Genomic DNA, 20339 nt, shown 5'->3' on the forward strand with positions numbered 1-20339 from the left:
AGGGGAGAATGGACTTTTTCCTGACAGCAACACCGATCATCGATGATAAAAAGGGCTAAATTCATGAACTGCCTCAACCATCGCAGCCACATGTTCAGGAGGCACATCAGGAGTAATCCCATGCCCCAAGTTAAATACATGCCCTGAACCATGACCAAAAGATGCCAATACCTTTTGCACGTGCTCACGTACGCAGTGTTCTGAAGTTAATAGCACCGCGGGATCTAGATTTCCTTGTAAGGCCACCTGAGCGCCAACACGCTGACGAGCATCCCCTAAATCACAAGTCCAATCTAATCCCAAGGCATCACAGCCTGTAATCAACATTTTTTCTAACCATTGCCCACCGCCTTTAGTGAACAAAATAACTGGCACATCAGGATGTGTGGTTTTAATGTACTGAATAATCTGGTGCATATAACGCAAAGAAAACTCTTGATAATTAGCAGGCGTAAGCACGCCGCCCCAAGTATCAAAAATCATCACTGCGTCAACGCCGGCGTTGATTTGCTCTACTAAATAATTGCCTACTGATAAGGCGAGTTTATGCAGTAACAAATGAGCGGCTTCAGGTTGCGTATAAATCAATTTCAAAATACGTTTAAAGTCTCTACTGCTACGACCTTCAACCATATAACAAGCTAAAGTCCAAGGACTTCCGGCAAAGCCAATTAAGGGTAATTCTGCGGGCATTTCTTGACGAATTAAACGCACTGCATTCATCACATAAGCTAATGAATCGCCAACATCAGGAACCTGCAGATTTTTAATTGCCTGGATGTCTTGCACTGGATGGTTAAAGCAAGGCCCCTCCCCTTCAGAAAAATATAAACCAAGTCCCATTGCATCAGGAATAGTTAAAATATCTGAAAATAAAATCGCGGCATCCATAGCATAGCGGCGTAAAGGCTGCAAGGTTACTTCACAAGCCAGTTCAGGATTCTTACAAAGACTTAAAAAATCACCCGCCTGTTCTCTTATCTTACGGTATTCGGGCAAATAACGACCCGCTTGGCGCATCATCCATATTGGTGTTCGTTCGACCGGTTGACGCCTTAATGCTCGGATAAACAAAGATTGATTTAAATCATACATATGCAAGCCCTCAACATCATGAAAATACACTTATAGTAACATAATCGCCCTCAAGTGTATTGTGGTGGTACGTGGCTTAGGTAGCTCTAAGATTAAACGATAAACGAGCAATCGCAATAGCTCGATAATTTAGCATGGATTTAATTCATTCCCATTGATGGCTATAGGCAAGAATAAAAATTAAGGTAAAATAGCGCCATTACTATATAACATCGGCAGAAAAAATTGGATACTTTACATATCAAGGCTCTAAATGTAAGCACAAAAATTGGGGTCTATGCCTGGGAACAACGGATTAATCAACAGTTATTAATTGATATTAGCATAGAAACTGACATCAGTGCCTGCGAGGATGATTTAAGTAAAACTATTGATTATGCGGCTCTATGTGAAACCGTCACCCACTTTGTGGAAGCAAATTCATTTCAATTGATTGAAACGGTAGCAAATGAAGTAGCTCAGTTAATTCAGCAACAATTTAAAGTAGCACAAATTACGGTAGCCGTGAGCAAACCACATGCGGTAAAAAATGCCGGAACTATTCAAGTCATTGTACGTCGTTAATAGATTAATCAAAAAGAGTAGGCTGATCCCAGACTACGATCCACTGCCATTAAGTTAAGCTTTGTAGCCCTGATTAGCGCAGCGTAATCCGGGCTACGTTTAATAGGTTATACTTCCCAAAGCGCTTAACTTAATGGCATTGGGGCTACGATCCGTTTACTATTTATTATCCCGCCGTAAGCATCCCACGTAGGCGTTCATTCCTTGCTAAATCTATTTGTGCTTTCTGGGCTAAGGTACGATTCGCATAAGGCCCAACAACAACGCGGAACCAAACTCCTCGATGCGCATGATTAATTGGCACAACACTCACATTAAATCCTTTAAGCGTTAATAAACCTTTCATATGCTCCGCGTCCTGGCGTGCTTTAAACGAAGCAACTTGCACCGAATAAGCGCCTCTTCCAGCTGTCGGAGCAATGGGTTTCGCGTCTACAGTTTTAACAGCCGATGGTTGTGGTACGCGAGGCGTAGTCACTTTAACTGCTGATGTGGCCGCAGTATTAATTGCGGTCTGCATCGCGGCGTTTACCGCCGTTGTATTCGTTGCAGTATGGGTACTACTGGCTTGTGCAGTAGATGCTTTTTCAGAGTTAGGAACCTTCTCATTGGTCAACAAAGTATAAAACTCAAACTTAGGCTTGGGAGGAACGGCCACCTGTCGTTGTGCTGGTGGTTTACTTGGGGCTTTATTCGCCTCTTGATGAGCTAATACCTGTGAATTAACCCAGTGCGTAATGGTTTCAATATCAAAAACGGTAGCCGTAAAGTAGCCCAGTAAAAAAGTAATGGTAATTACTAGAAACTGATTCGGCGCACGTGAACGTGCGCGTGAAGGCCGCCTGTTACTGTATTCTCTTCCCATTACATACTCTCAGGAGCTGACACGCCCAATAAATCCAACCCATTACTCAATACCTGACGCACTGCAGCCAACAAACACAGACGCGCACAACGTAATTGCTCTTGTTCGCATAAAAGTTGCACCGCATTATAATAGCTATGTAATCCATTAGCCAACTCACGCAAATAATATGCTATTTGATGCGGTTCACAACTGCTGGCAGATAATTCCACAACCTCAGGATAACGACAAATTAAAGCAATTAATGCTGTTTCATGTGGCTGGTCTAACAAATGCACATTCTCTAAGCCAATTGCTTTATCCCAGAGTAAACCACGCTCTTTTAATTGTCTTAACACAGAACATATTCGCGCATGCGCATATTGGAGGTAATAAACCGGGTTATCGCTGGATTCAGATTTTGCTAAATCCAAATCAAAATCCATATGTTGTTCTGATTTACGAGCAACATAAAAGAAACGTGCGGCATCATTACCCACCTCTTGACGCAACTCTCTTAAGGTCACAAACGAACCACTGCGGGTTGACATTTGCACTCGATCACCGCCGCGATACAAAATGGCAAATTGCACTAAAAGTACCGTCAATGCACGCTCATCATGCCCCAAGGCTGTAACCGCTGAACGTAAACGCGTCACATAACCGTGATGATCCGCACCAAAAATGTCAATAACCCGATCAAAACCACGATCATATTTATTCCAATGATAAGCAACATCCGAAGCAAAATAAGTCTTTTGCCCATTCGCTCGCACTAACACCCGATCTTTTTCATCACCAAAATCAGTGGCTTTAAACCAAAGAGCCCCTTCTTGTTCATAGGTGTGTCCCGCATCTTTAAGGGCTTGAATCCCTTTTTCAATGGAGCCATCCTGAAATAAAGAGTACTCTGAGAACCAATTGTCGTAATGCACGCCAAATTCAGTCAAATCATCTTTAATGTCATCTAAAACCGTAGTTAAAGCATGCTGATGAAACAAGGCAAAAGCGTCTTGTCCTAATAAGACATTTGCGCGCTCGATCATTGCATCAATATAAATTTCTTTATCACCACCTTGCGGCTCATCAGCGGGCATACCATTAAGAATCTCGGCCCAAGGATGAACAAATTGCTTGCCATGCTGTGTCCATAGCACCTGCGCGATTTCAATAACATACTCACCTTTGTATGCATTTGCAGGAATAACAACTGGCTCAGCAGCTAATTCTAAATAACGCAGCCAAACACTAGCGGCCAAAATATTCATTTGCCGTCCGGCATCGTTCACATAATACTCAGAAGTAACATCATAGCCAGCAGCTTTTAAAACATTACATAAAGTAGCACCAAAAGCGGCACTGCGCCCATGCCCTACATGTAAAGGCCCCGTTGGATTAGCAGAAACAAATTCAACTAAAACTTTTTGATTTTGACCAAGAGTACTGCGCCCAAATTGTTCCTCTTTATGCAAAATTTCCGCGATAATTTGCGATCGCGCATCGCTGCGCAGAAAAAAATTAATAAATCCAGCACCAGCAATTTCTACTTTTTCTACAAAAGCAGCATCAGGTAAGGCTTGAACTAAAAGCTCGGCAATTTTACGCGGCGCCTGACGACAAGGTTTGGCTAAAATCAAAGCCAGGTTACTGGCATAATCACCGTGAGCAGAGTCTTTTGCGCGATCCACTTTGATCTCAATATCCAGATCTGCAGGTACATCCCCTGATTTTTGTAAAGTGGTTAATGCCTGTCTTAAAAGTTGCTCTACAGTATGTTTCATGCGACTCATTTTCCATCAAAAAAATGAGGTTATTATGCTCTTTTTCGTGCCAATTGAAAAGGTCTTAATAGCAAGGCAAATATCTAAGACAAGGGCTATGTCATAAACTCTAAATTCAGGTTACACTGCACCATCAAATTTTTTCACGATAAATAATATTGTGCTATCAAACTCCTGTGATGCCTTAACTGGTGTCGGGCCAACACTGGCAGCAAAACTGGCTAAATGCGGTATTCATACCGTGCAAGATTTACTCTTTCATTTACCTTATCGTTATCAAGACCGCACCCGCATTACCCCGATTCAGGATTTGCGTCCCAATGACTGGGCGGTTATTGCCGGGCAAATATGCAAAACAGAGGTCAGACCCGGAAAACGCGCCATATTAACCTGTTATATTGAAGATAAAACCGGCATTATCAAGCTGCAGTTTTTTCATTTTAACAAACAACAAATTAATGCCTTAAAAAATTGCGCAATGATTCACGCCTTTGGTGAGGTACGTGAATTTAACAATCAATTGACGATGACCCACCCTGAATATCAATTACTTGCCGAAGGTGAGGAGTGTAGTGTCAATGAAACCTTAACACCTATTTACCCAAGTACTCACGGATTAACCCAAACACGATTAAGGCAAATCGTCCAGCTTGCCTTAAAATACGGTGAACATGAATTGCAACGCTTAGAATGGATGAATGAACAACAGCTACACACTCATCATTTTGTTCATCTGGCCAATGCCATTAGATTACTGCATACCCCACCGCCAGACATTTCGATTCAAACGCTTGAAGACGGACAACACCCCGCACTGCAACGTTTGGTTTTTGATGAGTTATTAGCCCAGCGCCTGAGTATGCAATTTGCCAGACAATCACGCAGTACACTGCATGCCCCGCGCTTACAGATTGACGCCACATTAAACCAACGCTTTATCAGCTCGTTACCCTTTACATTAACTATGGCACAGCAACGAGTCGCCCAGGAAATCAGCCACGATTTAATGCAAACAAAACCCATGTTACGTCTGGTTCAAGGCGATGTAGGTGCAGGAAAAACCATTATTGCCGCCCTGGCGGCACTCCAAGCAATTGCCAATGGGCAGCAAGTTGCGTTTATGGCACCTACTGATTTATTAAGCGAACAACATGCCTATAACTTGACCAATTGGCTTAACCCCCTTGGGCATCAAAATATTAAGACTTAGCGGAAAAATGAAAATTAGCGCGCGTCGTGCCTCCTTTGCAGCACTTGCAGATGGAAGCTGCCAACTGATTATAGGTACCCACGCTTTATTTCAGGAAGAGGTCATCTTTGCGCGTTTAGGATTAGTGATTATTGATGAGCAACATCGTTTTGGCGTCGAGCAACGCTTGCTGTTGCAACAAAAAGGACAACTTGAGCAACTCATCCCGCACCAATTATTAATGACCGCAACGCCAATTCCCAGAACTTTATCGATGGCTCATTTTGCCCATTTGGATATTTCGATTATTGATGAGTTACCGCCAGGACGTATGCCCATCGCTACTGCGGTATTGGGGCAAAGTAAACGTGAAGCCGTCATCGAACGCTTGCAAGTCGCCATTGCAGATGGACGGCAAATTTACTGGGTATGTACCCTTATTGAAGAGTCTGAAAAACTACAATGCATGGCGGCTACGGCAACAGCAGAAACCCTGAAGGCCCATCTCCCTAACGCACGCATAGGTCTGGTACATGGACGCATGAAAGCCTTAGAGAAAGAAGCAACCATGGCAGCATTCAAATCGGGAGAAATAAACTTATTAGTAGCAACAACAGTCATTGAAGTGGGCGTTGATGTCCCCAACGCCAGCTTAATGATTATTGAAAATGCCGAACGTTTGGGTTTATCACAGCTCCATCAATTGCGCGGCCGCGTAGGACGAGGAAGTATGCAATCCCACTGTATTTTACTTTACCAATCGCCCCTTTCCCAGCAAGGTGCTGAACGTTTAAAAATAATGCGTGCAACTAATGATGGATTCATTATCGCCGAAAAGGATATGGAGTTAAGAGGCGCAGGTGAGGTTTTAGGCACACGGCAAACAGGATACAGACAATTTAAAGTAGCTAACCTACAACGAGATCAGGCCTTATTAGCGCGTTTACCCCCCATTGCTAAAAAACTGGTACAAGAATCACCAGAAACTGCGCGAATGATTACACAACGTTGGCTTGGTAATTTCGAACAATTTTTACAAGGATAAAATATTTTACAAATATTCCAAGTCAAGACTGTTTTTTATTTTTTTTCTTTGTTATCATACCCGCCCTGCGTTCTTGCCGCATGCAAAAGTCCTCTGTGGATATCTCTAAGCAGCAATTCTAATAACAAAAAATACATTCTTTACCAGAAAAACTGGAAACCCCTTAATTTACAAGGGTAAACCCCTATTTACCCGCTCCTGCATATTAAAAATATTTATCCACAATTTCTGTGGATAACCCTGTGCATAGGATGTAAAACATCATGTATATTCAGCTTGTTTCTCCCTATTTTAGAACGTACGCCTAGATGACTACTTCTCTAAATTTTGATATAAAATAATCGCTAACCATGATTAAATAAGCCTAAATAGAAAACTCAACATCACCATGACTCAACACGACAGATACTGGCAAGCTAAAAAGGTAACCCTAATCGGGGCTGTTTCAAACGCACTTCTTGGCGTGATTAAATTAGTTGGTGGTTTTTTATTTCACTCTCATGCCTTGGTTGCCGATGGACTGCATTCGTTTGCCGATCTAATTACGGATGGTATGGTTTTACTCGCATCCAAATACGGCAGTATTGATGCAGATGACACCCATCCTTATGGGCACCAACGTATTGAAACCGCAGCCACCTTCTTATTATCCTTATTACTTATTCTGGCTGGATTTGGCATTGCCTGGGATTCTATATATGAATTAATCCATACGACGTATACGATGCCACAATGGTTGTCACTCCCGGTAATCTGTATTTCCATCGTCAGTAATGAACTTTTATTTCACTATACCTTGCATATAGGAAAAAGCATTAACTCCAAATTAATTACTGCGAACGCCTGGCATCACCGCTCCGATGCCGCCTCTTCACTGGTAGTCTTCCTGGGGTTAATCGGAAGTTTAGCCGGGTATGCTTATCTGGATACCGTAGCGGCAATTATTGTCGCCATGATGATCGTTAAAATGGGATGGAGTTATGGCTGGAATAGTATTAAAGAATTAGTAGATACTGCCGTTAGCCCTACCCTATTAGCACAAATTGAACACGTGATTCAAAATGTAGATGGGGTAAAAAAAATCCATCAATTACGCAGCCGCTTCATGGGCGAGGATGTATTAGTTGATGTGCATATTCTGGTATCACCAAAAATATCGGTTTCTGAAGGACATTACATAGCCCAACATGTAGACCGCGCACTAGTTGAGCAAATTGATAGTGTTAAAGACGTTATTGTGCATGTCGACCCCGAGGATGATGAAGTATGTAGCCCCTCACTCCATCTCCCAAGTAGAGACGTAATCGCCCAACAATTGCTAACTGAAGTGCACCTTAATTTCCCACAGATTTTATTTTGGAATGTACATTACCTTGATGGCAAAATAAGCATTGATATAGCCTGTAATGAACAATTTACGCAATGGCAAGAGTTGCATAATCAAGTTATTTTAGCCTTAAAACTGCAAACAGATATTGAAGAAATACGCTTATTTAGCTTGCATGAAGCCATGCGTCCAAACCCAGCCCCATGACTTGCAGTAGTTTAAACTACTTTTTTAGGTAAACTATCGCCCCAAAACTTCTGATTTAAAGATAGGCATCATTCATGGTCTCAGCTACCAGTTTAAAAATACTTTTTGCACTTTCAATTTTTATCGTGATTTTGCTTGCTGGCTGGTATCCTTTTAGAAAACGCATTAAAGACGATAAGCATATTGATTTCCCAGTCGGAGAAACCCTGGCTACCGGCGTTTTTTTAGGCGCTGCATTGCTCCATATGTTGCCTGAAGCAAATTCTCTTTTTAAAACAATGGGGTACAACTATCCCTTTGCCTTCATTATTACTGGAGCCGTATTTCTAATTTTTCTCTGGTTTGAACACTTAGGCAAAGAACTTTATCATCACCACAATGCAGAACATCCAGCTTTTGCATTATTGGCCTGGGGCATGCTCTCGGTGCATTCGGTAATGCTGGGCGCCGCCTTAGGATTAGCACATCACAACTCTGTCATTATTATGTTGTTTTTGGCAATTATTACCCACAAATGGGCAGAAAGTTTTGCGATTGCCGTGCAATTAAATAAGAGCTCGATGAGCATGAACCACAATTTGATTTTCTTTATTTTATTTAGCTTTATGACCCCACTAGGTATTTATTTTGGTTGGTATTTTGGCCATGGAGTGGAAACCAATTCTATTTTTGATCCTATTTTAATGGCGGCTTCAGCAGGAACTTTCCTTTATTTAGGGACACTGCATGGTTTAGAACGCTGTGTTATGGTCGAGCGTTGTTGTAATTTACGCGACTTCAGTTTTGTAATTATTGGCTTTACACTCATGGCAATGGTCGCTATTTATGTCTAAATTTCTCCATCAACAACCAATCATTCTTGCTTCAGGCTCTGCAATAAGACGTAAATTATTGCAATCACTTGGCCTGGAATTTTCGGTTGTGCCATCTACTTGTGATGAAGAAGCAGTTAAAGAGTCATTTCATTCCAACAATAAAATTGATTTAGGTTATGCATTGGCTGCAAGTAAAGCATTGGAGGTCAGCCAACGATATCCAGAACAATTTATTATTGCCGCAGATCAAATTTGCCTTATCGGCCAAACATTGCTAAATAAACCATTAAATCATCAAACAGCTATTGCGCAGTTAAGTTTATTGAGCGGTCAACAACATCAACAAATTGCCTGTCTTTGCATTGCTCAAAATAATGAACTACTGTGGCAACATCATGAAATAGCCAATGTCACCCTGCGCCATCTAAGTAAACAAAGCATTGAGGCTTATTTACTAAGCGAAACCCCTTACCAAAGCTGCGGTGCTTATCAATATGAAACGCAAGGTAAATGGTTATTTAAAGAAGTAAATGGCTGTGAGGATACTATTCTAGGGCTTCCACTGCTGCCCTTGACTGCAGCGCTGGTAAACTTAGGAGTGGTACAATTCTAAGGAGAGCTGTTGCTAATAACCCTGCTTTAAAGAACTGTTGTAGCCTTTACGCCGGCCCCAGGGTCAACAATTTTAATCGTAACCAGGAATCACCATGCAAATAACTAAAATTCAAGCACGCGAAATTATCGACTCTCGTGGTAATCCAACAGTTGAAGCCGATGTTATTTTAAATAATGGCATTATAGGAAGAGCCAGTGTCCCTTCTGGGGCCTCAACAGGAAGTCGTGAAGCCTGTGAACTACGCGATAATGATCCTAAGCGGTATAAAGGTAAAGGGGTACAAAAAGCGGTTGCTCATATAAATAATGAAATCAATCAAGCTTTAAAGAATTTTTCTGTTGACGATCAAGAAGCTCTAGACCATGCCTTATGCTCACTAGATGGCACCGAAAATAAATCAAATTTAGGTGCTAATGCCATTCTTGCCGTATCACTTGCTGCGGCAAGAGCACGCGCAAATGCACACAACCTACCCTTGTATGCCTCATTAAATCAAGGTGAAACAATGAGCATGCCAGTCCCCATGATGAATGTATTAAATGGTGGTGCTCATGCGGATAATAATGTAGATATCCAAGAGTTTATGATTATGCCTGCTGGTGCTCCTGATTTCCCAACTGCACTGCAAATGGGCGCCGAGATTTTTCATGTCTTGAAATCCGTATTAAAAAAACAAGGATTAAACACCGCTGTTGGTGATGAAGGCGGTTTTGCACCGAATATAAAATCCAACCACCAAGCGCTGGATATGCTTTGTGAAGCCATTAACACTGCAGGCTTTAAGTTAGGTGATGAAATCGTCCTATCTCTTGATGTGGCTGCCTCAGAATTATATAAGCAAGGCGTTTATCATATGGACTCTGAACAACAAACATTCACCGCCATACAGCTTATTGATTATTACGCCGATCTCGTTTCCAGTTATCCTATTGTCAGTATTGAAGATGGCCTGGATGAAAAAGATTGGGCCGGATGGAAACAGCTAACCATACAACTAGGTGAAAAAATTCAATTAGTTGGCGATGATGTATTTGTCACCAATCCCAAAATCCTCCAAGAAGGTATTGACCAAAGAATTGCCAACGCCATCCTGATTAAAGTCAATCAAATTGGTACCTTAAGCGAAACCCGACAAACGATGAAACTGGCGCACCAAAATGGCTATCGTTGTGTCATGTCGCATCGCTCAGGAGAAACAGAAGATACCTTTATTGCCGATCTGGCGGTGGCCACAGGCTGTGGTCAAATCAAAACGGGCTCTTTATGCCGTACCGATCGAATTGCCAAATACAACCAATTGCTGCGCATTAATGAGCTGGCCTCATTGCCTTATGCTGGTAAAGCTGTTTTGAAAAAATAGAAATCCCATCATTAATTGATTCATCCTGCAGCCTTAGGGCAGGATGAATATGCTTTTTTCAGCCCAATAATCTGCAAAGTGAACTATCTTATCCTATACTTAATTTCATGACTTAATTAAACGTTTCATGGAAGAAGCTATATCTGGATTGGTATGCCAAATGAAACGTATTGATGTAGAAATACAACGCCAACCACAAATCTCTCTCGAAGAGCGCATACAAAAAATTGCTAAATACTCAATTTTTTGCTTATTGAGTCCCGCGTCAATAAATCAATTGGCCTTATTGATGGAAGAGGTTCATGTGCAAACTAATGAGGTTATTGTTCGAGAAGGCGATTATTTTGATGGATTTTTTCTAATTGTTGCGGGAACAGCAGCTGTTACTAAATCGTTAAAAAGGATTCAAAAAACAAATCCCAAACATATTGTCAACTTAGGCTCAGAACAGGCTATTGGCTTGGGAGAAGCCGGCTATTTCAGCCAGCACGGTATGCGAAGTTCTACGGTTACGGCCTTATCACCCATGATCTTACTACATATTGATTTATTTAATTTTTATCATTTCTTAACCGAACATGGCACAGCCTACCCAGCGCTTAAAAAGACCAGTGAAAAATTTTTATTACAATATATTATTCACGAAAATCCACTCCTTGCTTCTTCGTTAACAAAATATCAGGAACCGCCTACCTTAATAAAAAAATGCCCTGAAACTAAAGAAAAGGAACCTCAAGATAAGGTATTCTTGCTCCCCGAAAAAACGGAACTAAATATTTCACCTCAGGAACAGATGATCTTTAAGCAAATTAATGCTAAAAATAGCTTAGTAGATATTTTAAAAAATGAATTCAATGAATTAAATGCCGATGAAGTACATTTAGTTAAGATAAAATTAAAAAAATTAGGTTTATACGATCTTGATATACTAACAGGTCAGATAAACCCAAGACCAATCCCGATTTTTAAAAAACTGGTTAGGAAGATAGTTCATTATTGGAAAGGGAAAACTCCTCGTGAAAACAACGAATAGATACACCATTCTATTAGTAATTCTAAGTATTTGTTCCCTACTTTCGAATTGCAAAACAAAAAAAGAAGCCTCATTTCCCGGTTATGTTCAAGGTAAATTTACCTACATTTCAGCTTACGATACTGGAATATTAAAAAAAATCAGCGTAAGTCCAGGAGATTCCGTAAAACAAGGACAGGCATTATTTACACTAGAACCCTACCCTGAAAATGCGGAGCTACAAGCTGCAAATGCACGGGTGCAACAAGCAATTGATGAGCAAAATAAGCATGAAGCAGATTACAACGTACTAAAAGAAGAGCATGAACGAAATCTGATTTTGTTCAAAAAAGATGTAATTTCAAAAGAAGAGTTAGAACAAAGTATGGGCAATTTTCGTTCGGCTGAAGCCAGTAGAAACGCAGCCCAAGCCAATTTACGTGCCGAACAAGCGAACCAAAGCAAAGCAGTTTGGATCTCCCAACAAAAAACCGTTACCTCACCGATAGATGCCTTAGTATTTGATACCTACTACTCAGCTTATGAAAAAATAGAGGAAGGAAAACCCATTCTGGCCTTATTAGCAGCGGACGCCATAAAAATTATTTTCTTTATACCAGAGCAACACTTAAGCACCTTAAAATTAAATGAAGAAATCACGATACTTTTAGATGGCGCCCAACAACCAATTAAAGCCAAAATCACTTACATCTCACCCAAAGAAGAATACACCCCCCCGGTTATTTTTAGTGAAACAGAACGGCAACGATTAGTATTTCGTGTTGAAGCACGCCCTATAGCAAGCGATGCCTATTTGAAAATACATCCAGGCCAACCAGTTACAGTAAGGCTTGACACTGATAATAGCGAGACATCAGGGCAATATGGACAACAGTAATTTAATTATAAATGTTAAAAACCTAAGCAAAAATTTTAAAGGTAATGCGGCTGTTGTTGGTGTTGATTTACAGGTAAAACCAGGTGAAATCTATGGTTTTTTAGGACCCAATGGCTCTGGAAAAACAACAACTATTCGCATGCTTTGTGGCTTATTAACACCTGATTCCGGCTCAGGAACTTGTCTTGGGTATAACATTTTAACCCAATCAAAAACCATTCGAAAACATGTGGGTTATATTCCTCAATTCTTTAGCCTATACAAACAATTAACAGTTTATGAAAACATCTTATTTATGGCAGAACTCTATGGCGTATTAGAGCGCGAACGAGCGACCAAACAAATTATGACTAATCTTGGACTTAGCGCCAGAAAAAATCACCTTGCAGGTGGATTGTCTGGCGGATGGAAACAACGTTTAGCCCTGGCTTGTGCCTTGATTCATCAACCCTTTTTATTGCTACTTGATGAGCCAACTGCAAGTGTTGATGCCGAATCGCGCATGGATTTCTGGGAAATTATGCGTGATTTGTCCGCGGAAGGGATGACGATTCTCCTGAGCTCACATAATATGGATGAAATTGAACGCTGCCATCGTATTTCGTATATTTCCGATGGTCATTTACTGCTAAGTGGCAATATCAAAGAAATTATTCACAACATCAATTTACTCACTTGGAAAGTTCAAGGAAAAAACATCTTATTGTTGGCCAAACAACTCGAAGCAACGTCCGGGATTGAGCAAGTAATTATCCTACGTGATTCGCTTCATGTAAGCGGCAAAGATCATGAGGTCCTTAATAAAGCCATTGAGCCTTATCAAAGTAATCCCCATTTTACGTGGAAAATTATTGAACCATTTTTGGATGATGTATTTGTATGGATGACTAAAAATCAATCAAGGACGAACTAGAACATGCGCTTTACACACTATCGATCACTACGTTTATGGGGTATGTTCAAGAAGGAATTAACCGTCATACGACGCGATTATCGCACTTATATCTTTGTTCTTGTTTCCCCTTTTCTGCAAGCGCTGTTATTTGGCCTCATCATTAATAATGACGCCAAGCATATTCCTACGCTGGTTGTCGCCAAAGACCATTCCCAGTTTACTGACAGCATTATCCAATCATTTCGCAATACAGACTATTTTGCCATTAAAGACATTACGCAAGATGAGAAGGCTGCCGAACGCGCTATGCAACGAGGTGAGGTCAAATTCATCATTCATATCCCTGCAAATTTTAGCCGCGACTTAGTGAGAAATGAATCCCCTCATATTCTTTTAGAAGGCGATGCCAGCGATCCGGTAATTGTTAATAATGCCTTTCATGCCACCTCCGTTGTTGCTACTCGAGCGTTGGATGGTATTGCCCAAGGTCCATTAAAATACCTGTCAGCAAAGGATAATAGTTTTGTAATCGACACCCATGCAAAGTATAACCCGGCTGTTCAAGCCCAATATCATACCCTTCCTGGCTTATTAGCAACTATTTTAACCGTTTCGCTTGCTCTGCTTATGGCTATTTCTATTAGTGGTGAATATGAAAGTGGGACTATGGAAATGTTATTAATTACCCCGATTAATCCATTGGAAGTAATTATTGGCAAATTACTGCCCAATATCTTTTTAGGATATATCTTATTTTTTGCTATTCTTATCATTTCGCATACGTTATTCCATGTTCCTTTTTATGGGAGCGTGCTTTTATTATCGCTTGCCGCCTTCCCGTTCATTATCGCTAATTTGTCTTTTGGTATTGCTACTTCATGTATTGCAAAAACGCAATTCCAAGCAGCACAAATCGCAGGAACGTATTCTTTGCCCGCCATCTTATTTTCAGGATTTTTATTTCCCCGTGATTCAATGCCTACCTGGGCACAATGGCTCAGTGATTTATTTCCCAGCACTTATTTTCTTAAAATCAGCAGTGATGTCATGTTAAAGGCTTCTGGTTTTTGGGATATTTTGCCCAATATATGGCCTATGCTGGTATTTTTTGTCGTGCTTATTACTATTAGTTATCGGTTTTATCGTAAAACCTTGGATTAGCAGCAAACTACTGCAGCTCTGTTTATGCCCTGTCCTTACCCGCCTTATGCAACCAACGATTCACCGCTAATAAATCGTGCGTACTTAAAGTCCCTGCTTCCTTTTTAAGCCGTAATAAATTCATGATGTAGTCATAACGTGCTGACTCATACTGCATTTGCGCTTCTAATAATTTCGTTTGTTCCGTCAATACATCGGTTAAACTCCCAGCCCCAGTAGCATAACGATCCTTTAAACCATCAAGAGAACTTTGTGCCGATTGAATCGCGTCATGTTGGTATTGAATCTTTTTTATATTCGCGACAACATGCCGATAACTATCACGGACATGGTAGGTCACTTTACGTAATGAGTGCTCTAATTTCTGTTGGGCTATGCGGAAATTATATTGCGCTTTGCGGGTGGACGCGACGACCAACCCTCCGGAAAAAAGAGGTACATTGACATTAAGCATGGCCGCCGCATTACGCAGTCTGCTTGACCCGGCAGCAATAATAAGACTGCTTTGCGTGTAATGGAATGAATTGTCATCGTACAATAATTTCGCATTTACGGTAGGCAGATGATCGGCATAACTTTGTTTTATTTTTTCACGAGCTGCTTGCAGTTTTAATTGATTGGCTTTGACAATCCAATTCCCTTGCAATGCCTTTTGGACCCACTTATCAGCATTTGAAGGTTGCGGAGAAATCAAAGGGATTTTATTATTTAGTTCCGCAAGTGAAGGATAATCGGTCGCAGTTAATTCAGTTAAATATTCTTTATCTGCAGCCAGTTGCGTTTCGGCGGAAATCAAATCGGATTCGGCGGCACTGTATGAGGATTTAGCAACATAAACATAACTCTTGGTTGTTTTACCCGCCTTATATTTTTGCTGAACATCATACAATTGCCGCGCCAAAGCCTTCTTATTCACGTGTAAATAAGATAATTTTTTCTCACTGCGCAGCACATTAAAATACGCTTCGGTGACACGAATCATTAAATCTTGTAAATCAGCATTCAAACGCGCCAAGGCTGCTCTGGCGGTTACTTTAGATGCCTGATAGCGTGAAAAAACAGCAAAATTAAATATCGGTTGAGAGAGGCTTAAGCGCATTTCATAACTATGAACGGTGTTATTGGGCGGTTCAATCTCAGGCACAATCGCACCAGAATTCGATTGTTGATCCAATAATGGCTGTGCATCAAATTGCGCATTAGGTAATAAATACGCCCGATTAATCGCCACGTCTTCTTTATGCGATAAAGCATTAAGCACCGCTTGTTGATATAAATTATCATTGCTTAATGCTTGTTGAAAAACATTTATAAGATCGGTGGCATTGCAATTGATGGACATCAATAGGGTTGAAATAAAGACCAATCTTTTATTCACGTCATCTAATCCCTGAGTTTACGTACAAAACGAGGTAATCCAGCGCTGCAATTTCCCTCAAAAACTTCGGAAAACTTAAGCTGTTCTTTTACCTAAAAAGTGAACGATACCTTATTTTTTATAAAAAACACGTCCTGCATCAATGATGTTTAATCTTTCTTAGACGAACTATACTCAGGAATTTTTTTAGGATGACGACCTTTTATTTCTCTATAATAATCAAGAATTTGTGGAAAATCCTTGTTGATGTCGCCCGAAGGCCAATAGGCCTCGCGAATACGAATTTCTTTCGATGCATAATCCAGACCAACCAAAACTAACGGCAGTTCCGCTTTACGGGCAATATGGTAGAACCCCTCTTTCCAACGCGTTACCGGTCCACGCGTTCCTTCAGGTGTAATAGCCAGCCTAAACTCATCGCTTGCATGACATAATTCAACAACTTTTTCGACATTATTATTTTTTTTAGAGCGATCAACCGGTGCACCACCTACTGCTCTTAAGAAAAGCCCAAGAGGAAAAAAGAATAATTGTTTTTTAGCGATAAAATTAATTTTCACCCCTAATGAAAAACGGGAAAATAAACCAACCAGGAAATCCCAATTACTCGTATGAGGGGCAACAATAACCAGGTATTTTTTATCTTTTGGCAGTGTACCAACAATTTTCCAACCACATAATTTTAAAAAAAAGCTTCCAAATCTTTGCATGAGTAATTATCTAGGGTTATTTATTAGTAAGTATATAATATACGGGTTAGTTATTTTGATATAGTTTTATTTTTTAGCAGCATTTTCGCCGATATTTACAGCTGTATTAGAGTGAAAAATCCTCTAACGCCCCAGTTATGTACTAAAATTATACATATAGGCGCGAATAGGGAGCCAAACATGAAAAGGCATGATCCAGCACTTCTTTTTTCCAATCCCCGATTATTGGGTGCTATCTACTATGGATTGTTATCGGTGGTAGGAACCATTCTTATCGATGCATTCTTGACTCTTATTGGCATCGAAGAAGCAATACCGCTTTATCAAGCCATCTTGCTCGGAATGATTGTGGCTTCTGCAACAGGCGCATTATGTGGTAAAAGCATTGTTCATTGTCCCAAACCATTCATGCTGAAAACGTTTTTAATCGGGTTTACAATGGTTATTGCATCATTACCATTTTTTGCCCTTGGTTTAATACTCTGCATGGATGAGTCAGGTACCACTTTATTTTCAATAAAAAATTTCCAGGATTTGGTGTATGCTTATTTAGTTGTACTCGCATACAGCTATGTGCTTTTTGGCATAGCACTCGCTATAGCCGCAGGATTTGCTTCCATATATTTACGAGGTTGGTTAGTATACGATATCTTACATACGGATAAGAGAAAAAGCATGCGCCTCCCCCGCTTTGTAGCAGCGCAAGCTCGGCCTAAATCCTTACATAAAGCCCATGTTACTCATCGGAAATGAACCAGGTATGATTAATTAATGCATGTTTTTAACGATAAAAAGCATCTTTTTGCTTTACTCGCAGAAGGAACGACGGTGATCACGCCCAATAATCGGCTTAGTGAATCCCTGTTACATCACTACTTCATTCACAATAACCACAATACATTAGATAAACCGACCTGCTTGCCGTATGGTGTTGTCCTCACTAAGGCTTATGAACAACTTAATGTAATTAACCTGCATGCATCGCCGCCAACTCTGTTAAACAAAGCTCAATGTCAACATTTATGGCGTAACATCATTAAATCGCATGCCCAGATCACCTACAGCGAAGGTTTACTGCAATCAGTAATCAGCGCTTGGGAGCGCTGCGAACAATGGCAAATTGATCCAGAAACCCCAGTATTTCATTACACCCCACAAACACGACAATTCCAGCAATGGTGGCAATTTTTTAACAAACAATTAATGCAGCAAAATTTAATTGCGGAATGCCAGCTTATTCCTTATTTAATCAATGCACAAAGCAGGCTGTTTTCCCAACCCGTCGTTTGGGTCTGTTTTGATGACTTCACCCCACAACAAATACAATTGCAACAGCATTTACAGCAACAAGGGCTCATGCAATATCATTATGATTTAAAAGAGCGTTCACATGCACCAAAGGTACTTGCAGCCCAAGATGCTCAAGAAGAATATCAACAATTAATGGCATGGCTACAAGTCAAACTAGACGAAGGCAATCAACGCATTGGTGTTGTCGTTCCTGATTTACAGCAAAAATCACCCACGCTGCAACGTACTTTAGCGCAGCATTTTGACCCCGCATTATTTAATATATCCCTAGGACAAACGCTTAGTGAGTTTCCCCTGGTAGCTCATGCTCTATGTTGGCTTAATTTGGATACTCAATTACTTAATCATCATCAAGCAGCTTTACTCTTACAATCTCCTTATTTAGGGGGTGCTCAAGAAGAGTTTCTGGCACGCTCAGAATATCTGCAAGACGGGACTTTACTCGAAAATCAACATCTCCCATTCACGACGTTCATTAGCGATCTTGAAGCGAATACCCCAAAACTTGCGGCATTACTAAAACACATCAGTCCCTATCCTAAAGAAGCCAGCGTACACGAATGGATAGACTACTTCCAAGAACGTTTAAACTCGTTGGGGTTTCCTGGCGATTATGGATTAAACTCTGAAAATTATCAGTGCTTTAATCGTTTTACGCTCCTCTTTGATGAATTAAGGCAATTAAGTTTACTCAGTGCTCGCCTTAATAAGGCAGAGGCTCTGGAAGCACTACAACTACTGACGCAGAACACCATATTTCAAGCCCAAAAAACCACGGCCATCGTGCAAATTTCCGGTTTACTGGAAGCCTCTGGTTGTGAATTTGATAGTTTATGGGTTATGGGCTTAACCGATCAGTGCTTACCCCAAAAAGTTCATTTATCGGCATTCATTCCCCCACAACTACAACGTGAATTGCTTATGCCACATAGCCTACCAGCCCGCGAGCTGCAATTTGCGCAACAAACATTAAAACGCTTGCAAAGCAGTGCTGAGTCGGTGGTATTTAGCTACGCAAAATTGCAAGCAGATAATCCTAATTTACCCTGCTCATTAATTACCAATCACCCTCATTTTGAGCTTCTGCCAAGCAGTAACCAAACCCCAGGGTGTGATGAATTAAGCGCGCTTGAGGAACACTACACGGTGCCTATACAATCAGAAGAGCACATCACTGGTGGTACAGCAATACTGGCAAATCAGGCCAAATGCCCATTTAAAGCCTTTGCAGAACATCGATTACGGGCTAAAGCTGCCTCACAAACTACCGATGGACTCGATGCCAAAGAACGTGGCCAAATTATCCATAAAGTAATGGAGTTATTGTGGCAAACATTAGAAAGCCAACAAGCATTATTTAACCTAGATGAACACCAGTTAGAACAACATATTGAGCAGGCGATTCAGAGCGCTTTAGCGCCTTTAAAAGAACAACACCCAGAATCATTCTCAGCCTTCATCCAGGAAGTCGAATACATACGCCTAAAACGATTAGTCTGCGCCTGTTTGGAATGGGAAAAACAACGCTCTCCATTTACTATTGCCGCCTTAGAGCAATCTTATACCATTAATTTAGCTGGACTTGATTTTCGGGTACGTGTTGATCGACTCGATCAGGTAGCGGATAAAAAATGGGTAATCGATTACAAAAGCAGCCTCCCCAGCAGCAAACCCTGGAATGAAGAACGCCCCAAGGAACCGCAATTATTACTCTACGCCCTTCTGGATAAACAAATTAATACCTTGTTATTCATGCAATTAAAAACCGGCAAAATAAGCTGCAGTGGATTTAGTGAAGAAAAACAAGGGATTAGTGGCATTGGCTCCTTAAAAAAGGAAGAACAGTGGGATAATTGTCGGGACAATTGGCACCAACAATTAACTCGGTTAGCCGAAGAATTTCAACAGGGACATTGCCCGCCACAACCGGCACAATTAACACTTTGCCAGCAATGTGATTATCAGAACCTATGCCGTTTCCAAGCGTAGGAGCCTCCACGTAAAGAGGCGTTGGTGCGTTGCTCACAAACGACAGGAGGGCTAGATTATACAACCCGTAATTCGCCGACTTTCAATTACCCACAATTTTGGTAAGCTGCATTATTTGTTGAGTCTATGGATAGAAAGTGGA

General features: G+C 40.9%; 16 protein-coding genes and 1 pseudogene. 12 read left to right on the forward strand and 5 right to left on the reverse strand.

The genetic code is table 11. From position 1 onward, the window contains the following. Positions 1-36 precede the first annotated feature (36 nt). Positions 37-1095, reverse strand: coding sequence for a uroporphyrinogen decarboxylase (hemE, locus tag LDG_RS00470; protein WP_006869096.1), 1059 nt, complete (start codon positions 1093-1095; stop codon positions 37-39). Between the two features lie 225 nt (positions 1096-1320). Between hemE and folB the strand changes: the two genes are divergently transcribed. Then, the gene (gene folB / locus LDG_RS00475; RefSeq protein WP_006869097.1) at positions 1321-1659 is read left to right on the forward strand and encodes a dihydroneopterin aldolase; all 339 of its coding nucleotides are present in this window, start codon (positions 1321-1323) and stop codon (positions 1657-1659) included. Between the two features lie 166 nt (positions 1660-1825). Here the strand turns inward: folB and LDG_RS00480 are convergent, their stop codons facing one another. Beyond that, the gene (locus LDG_RS00480) at positions 1826-2524 is read right to left on the reverse strand and encodes an SPOR domain-containing protein (RefSeq protein ID WP_006869098.1); all 699 of its coding nucleotides are present in this window, start codon (positions 2522-2524) and stop codon (positions 1826-1828) included. Next, positions 2524-4284 (reverse strand): arginine--tRNA ligase, encoded by a 1761-nt coding sequence (gene argS / locus LDG_RS00485; protein ID WP_006869099.1) that lies wholly within the window; start codon positions 4282-4284, stop codon positions 2524-2526. The genes LDG_RS00480 and argS overlap by 1 nt, the downstream gene beginning before the upstream one ends. Before the next feature lie 160 nt (positions 4285-4444). Here argS and recG point away from each other — a divergent pair. The 9 genes and pseudogenes from recG to LDG_RS00530 all read left to right on the forward strand — a co-directional run bounded on the left by recG (position 4445) and on the right by LDG_RS00530 (position 14809). After that, positions 4445-6518, forward strand: a pseudogene (gene recG, locus LDG_RS20585) (ATP-dependent DNA helicase RecG). Between the two features lie 388 nt (positions 6519-6906). After that, on the forward strand, positions 6907-8052 hold the full coding sequence (locus tag LDG_RS00495; RefSeq protein ID WP_006869102.1) for a cation diffusion facilitator family transporter: 1146 nt from the start codon (positions 6907-6909) through the stop codon (positions 8050-8052). Between the two features lie 74 nt (positions 8053-8126). Then, positions 8127-8885, forward strand: coding sequence for a ZIP family metal transporter (locus tag LDG_RS00500; RefSeq protein ID WP_006869103.1), 759 nt, complete (start codon positions 8127-8129; stop codon positions 8883-8885). Beyond that, positions 8878-9480 carry a Maf family protein gene (locus LDG_RS00505; protein WP_006869104.1) on the forward strand — a complete coding sequence of 201 codons (603 nt, stop codon included), beginning with the start codon at positions 8878-8880 and terminating at the stop codon, positions 9478-9480. The genes LDG_RS00500 and LDG_RS00505 overlap by 8 nt, the downstream gene beginning before the upstream one ends. 94 nt (positions 9481-9574) lie before the next feature. Next, positions 9575-10843 carry a phosphopyruvate hydratase gene (eno, locus tag LDG_RS00510; RefSeq protein ID WP_006869105.1) on the forward strand — a complete coding sequence of 423 codons (1269 nt, stop codon included), beginning with the start codon at positions 9575-9577 and terminating at the stop codon, positions 10841-10843. A gap of 160 nt (positions 10844-11003) precedes the next feature. Continuing rightward, entirely contained in the window at positions 11004-11876 is an 873-nt protein-coding gene (locus LDG_RS00515; RefSeq protein ID WP_006869106.1) for a cyclic nucleotide-binding domain-containing protein, read from the forward strand. Then, the gene (locus LDG_RS00520) at positions 11860-12753 is read left to right on the forward strand and encodes an HlyD family secretion protein (RefSeq protein WP_006869107.1); all 894 of its coding nucleotides are present in this window, start codon (positions 11860-11862) and stop codon (positions 12751-12753) included. Before LDG_RS00515 ends, LDG_RS00520 begins: the two co-directional genes overlap by 17 nt. Then, complete coding sequence (locus LDG_RS00525) at positions 12740-13666, forward strand: ABC transporter ATP-binding protein (protein WP_006869108.1); 927 nt, start codon at positions 12740-12742, stop codon at positions 13664-13666. Before LDG_RS00520 ends, LDG_RS00525 begins: the two co-directional genes overlap by 14 nt. 3 nt (positions 13667-13669) lie before the next feature. Next, positions 13670-14809 carry an ABC transporter permease gene (locus LDG_RS00530; RefSeq protein ID WP_006869109.1) on the forward strand — a complete coding sequence of 380 codons (1140 nt, stop codon included), beginning with the start codon at positions 13670-13672 and terminating at the stop codon, positions 14807-14809. A gap of 22 nt (positions 14810-14831) precedes the next feature. Here the strand turns inward: LDG_RS00530 and LDG_RS00535 are convergent, their stop codons facing one another. After that, entirely contained in the window at positions 14832-16187 is a 1356-nt protein-coding gene (locus tag LDG_RS00535) for a TolC family outer membrane protein (RefSeq protein WP_006869110.1), read from the reverse strand. Between the two features lie 149 nt (positions 16188-16336). Continuing rightward, positions 16337-16897, reverse strand: coding sequence for a 1-acyl-sn-glycerol-3-phosphate acyltransferase (locus tag LDG_RS00540; RefSeq protein WP_006869111.1), 561 nt, complete (start codon positions 16895-16897; stop codon positions 16337-16339). A 180-nt stretch (positions 16898-17077) separates the two neighbouring features. Between LDG_RS00540 and LDG_RS00545 the strand changes: the two genes are divergently transcribed. Next, entirely contained in the window at positions 17078-17650 is a 573-nt protein-coding gene (locus LDG_RS00545) for a hypothetical protein (RefSeq protein ID WP_006869112.1), read from the forward strand. Positions 17651-17668: 18 nt separating this feature from the next. Beyond that, positions 17669-20197: a PD-(D/E)XK nuclease family protein gene (locus tag LDG_RS00550; protein WP_006869113.1), complete on the forward strand. Its 2529-nt coding sequence runs from the start codon at positions 17669-17671 to the stop codon at positions 20195-20197. The last annotated feature ends 142 nt before the right edge of the window (positions 20198-20339 follow it).

The sequence above is a fragment of the Legionella drancourtii LLAP12 genome, from assembly GCF_000162755.2.
Taxonomy (GTDB): Bacteria; Pseudomonadota; Gammaproteobacteria; order Legionellales; family Legionellaceae; genus Legionella; species Legionella drancourtii.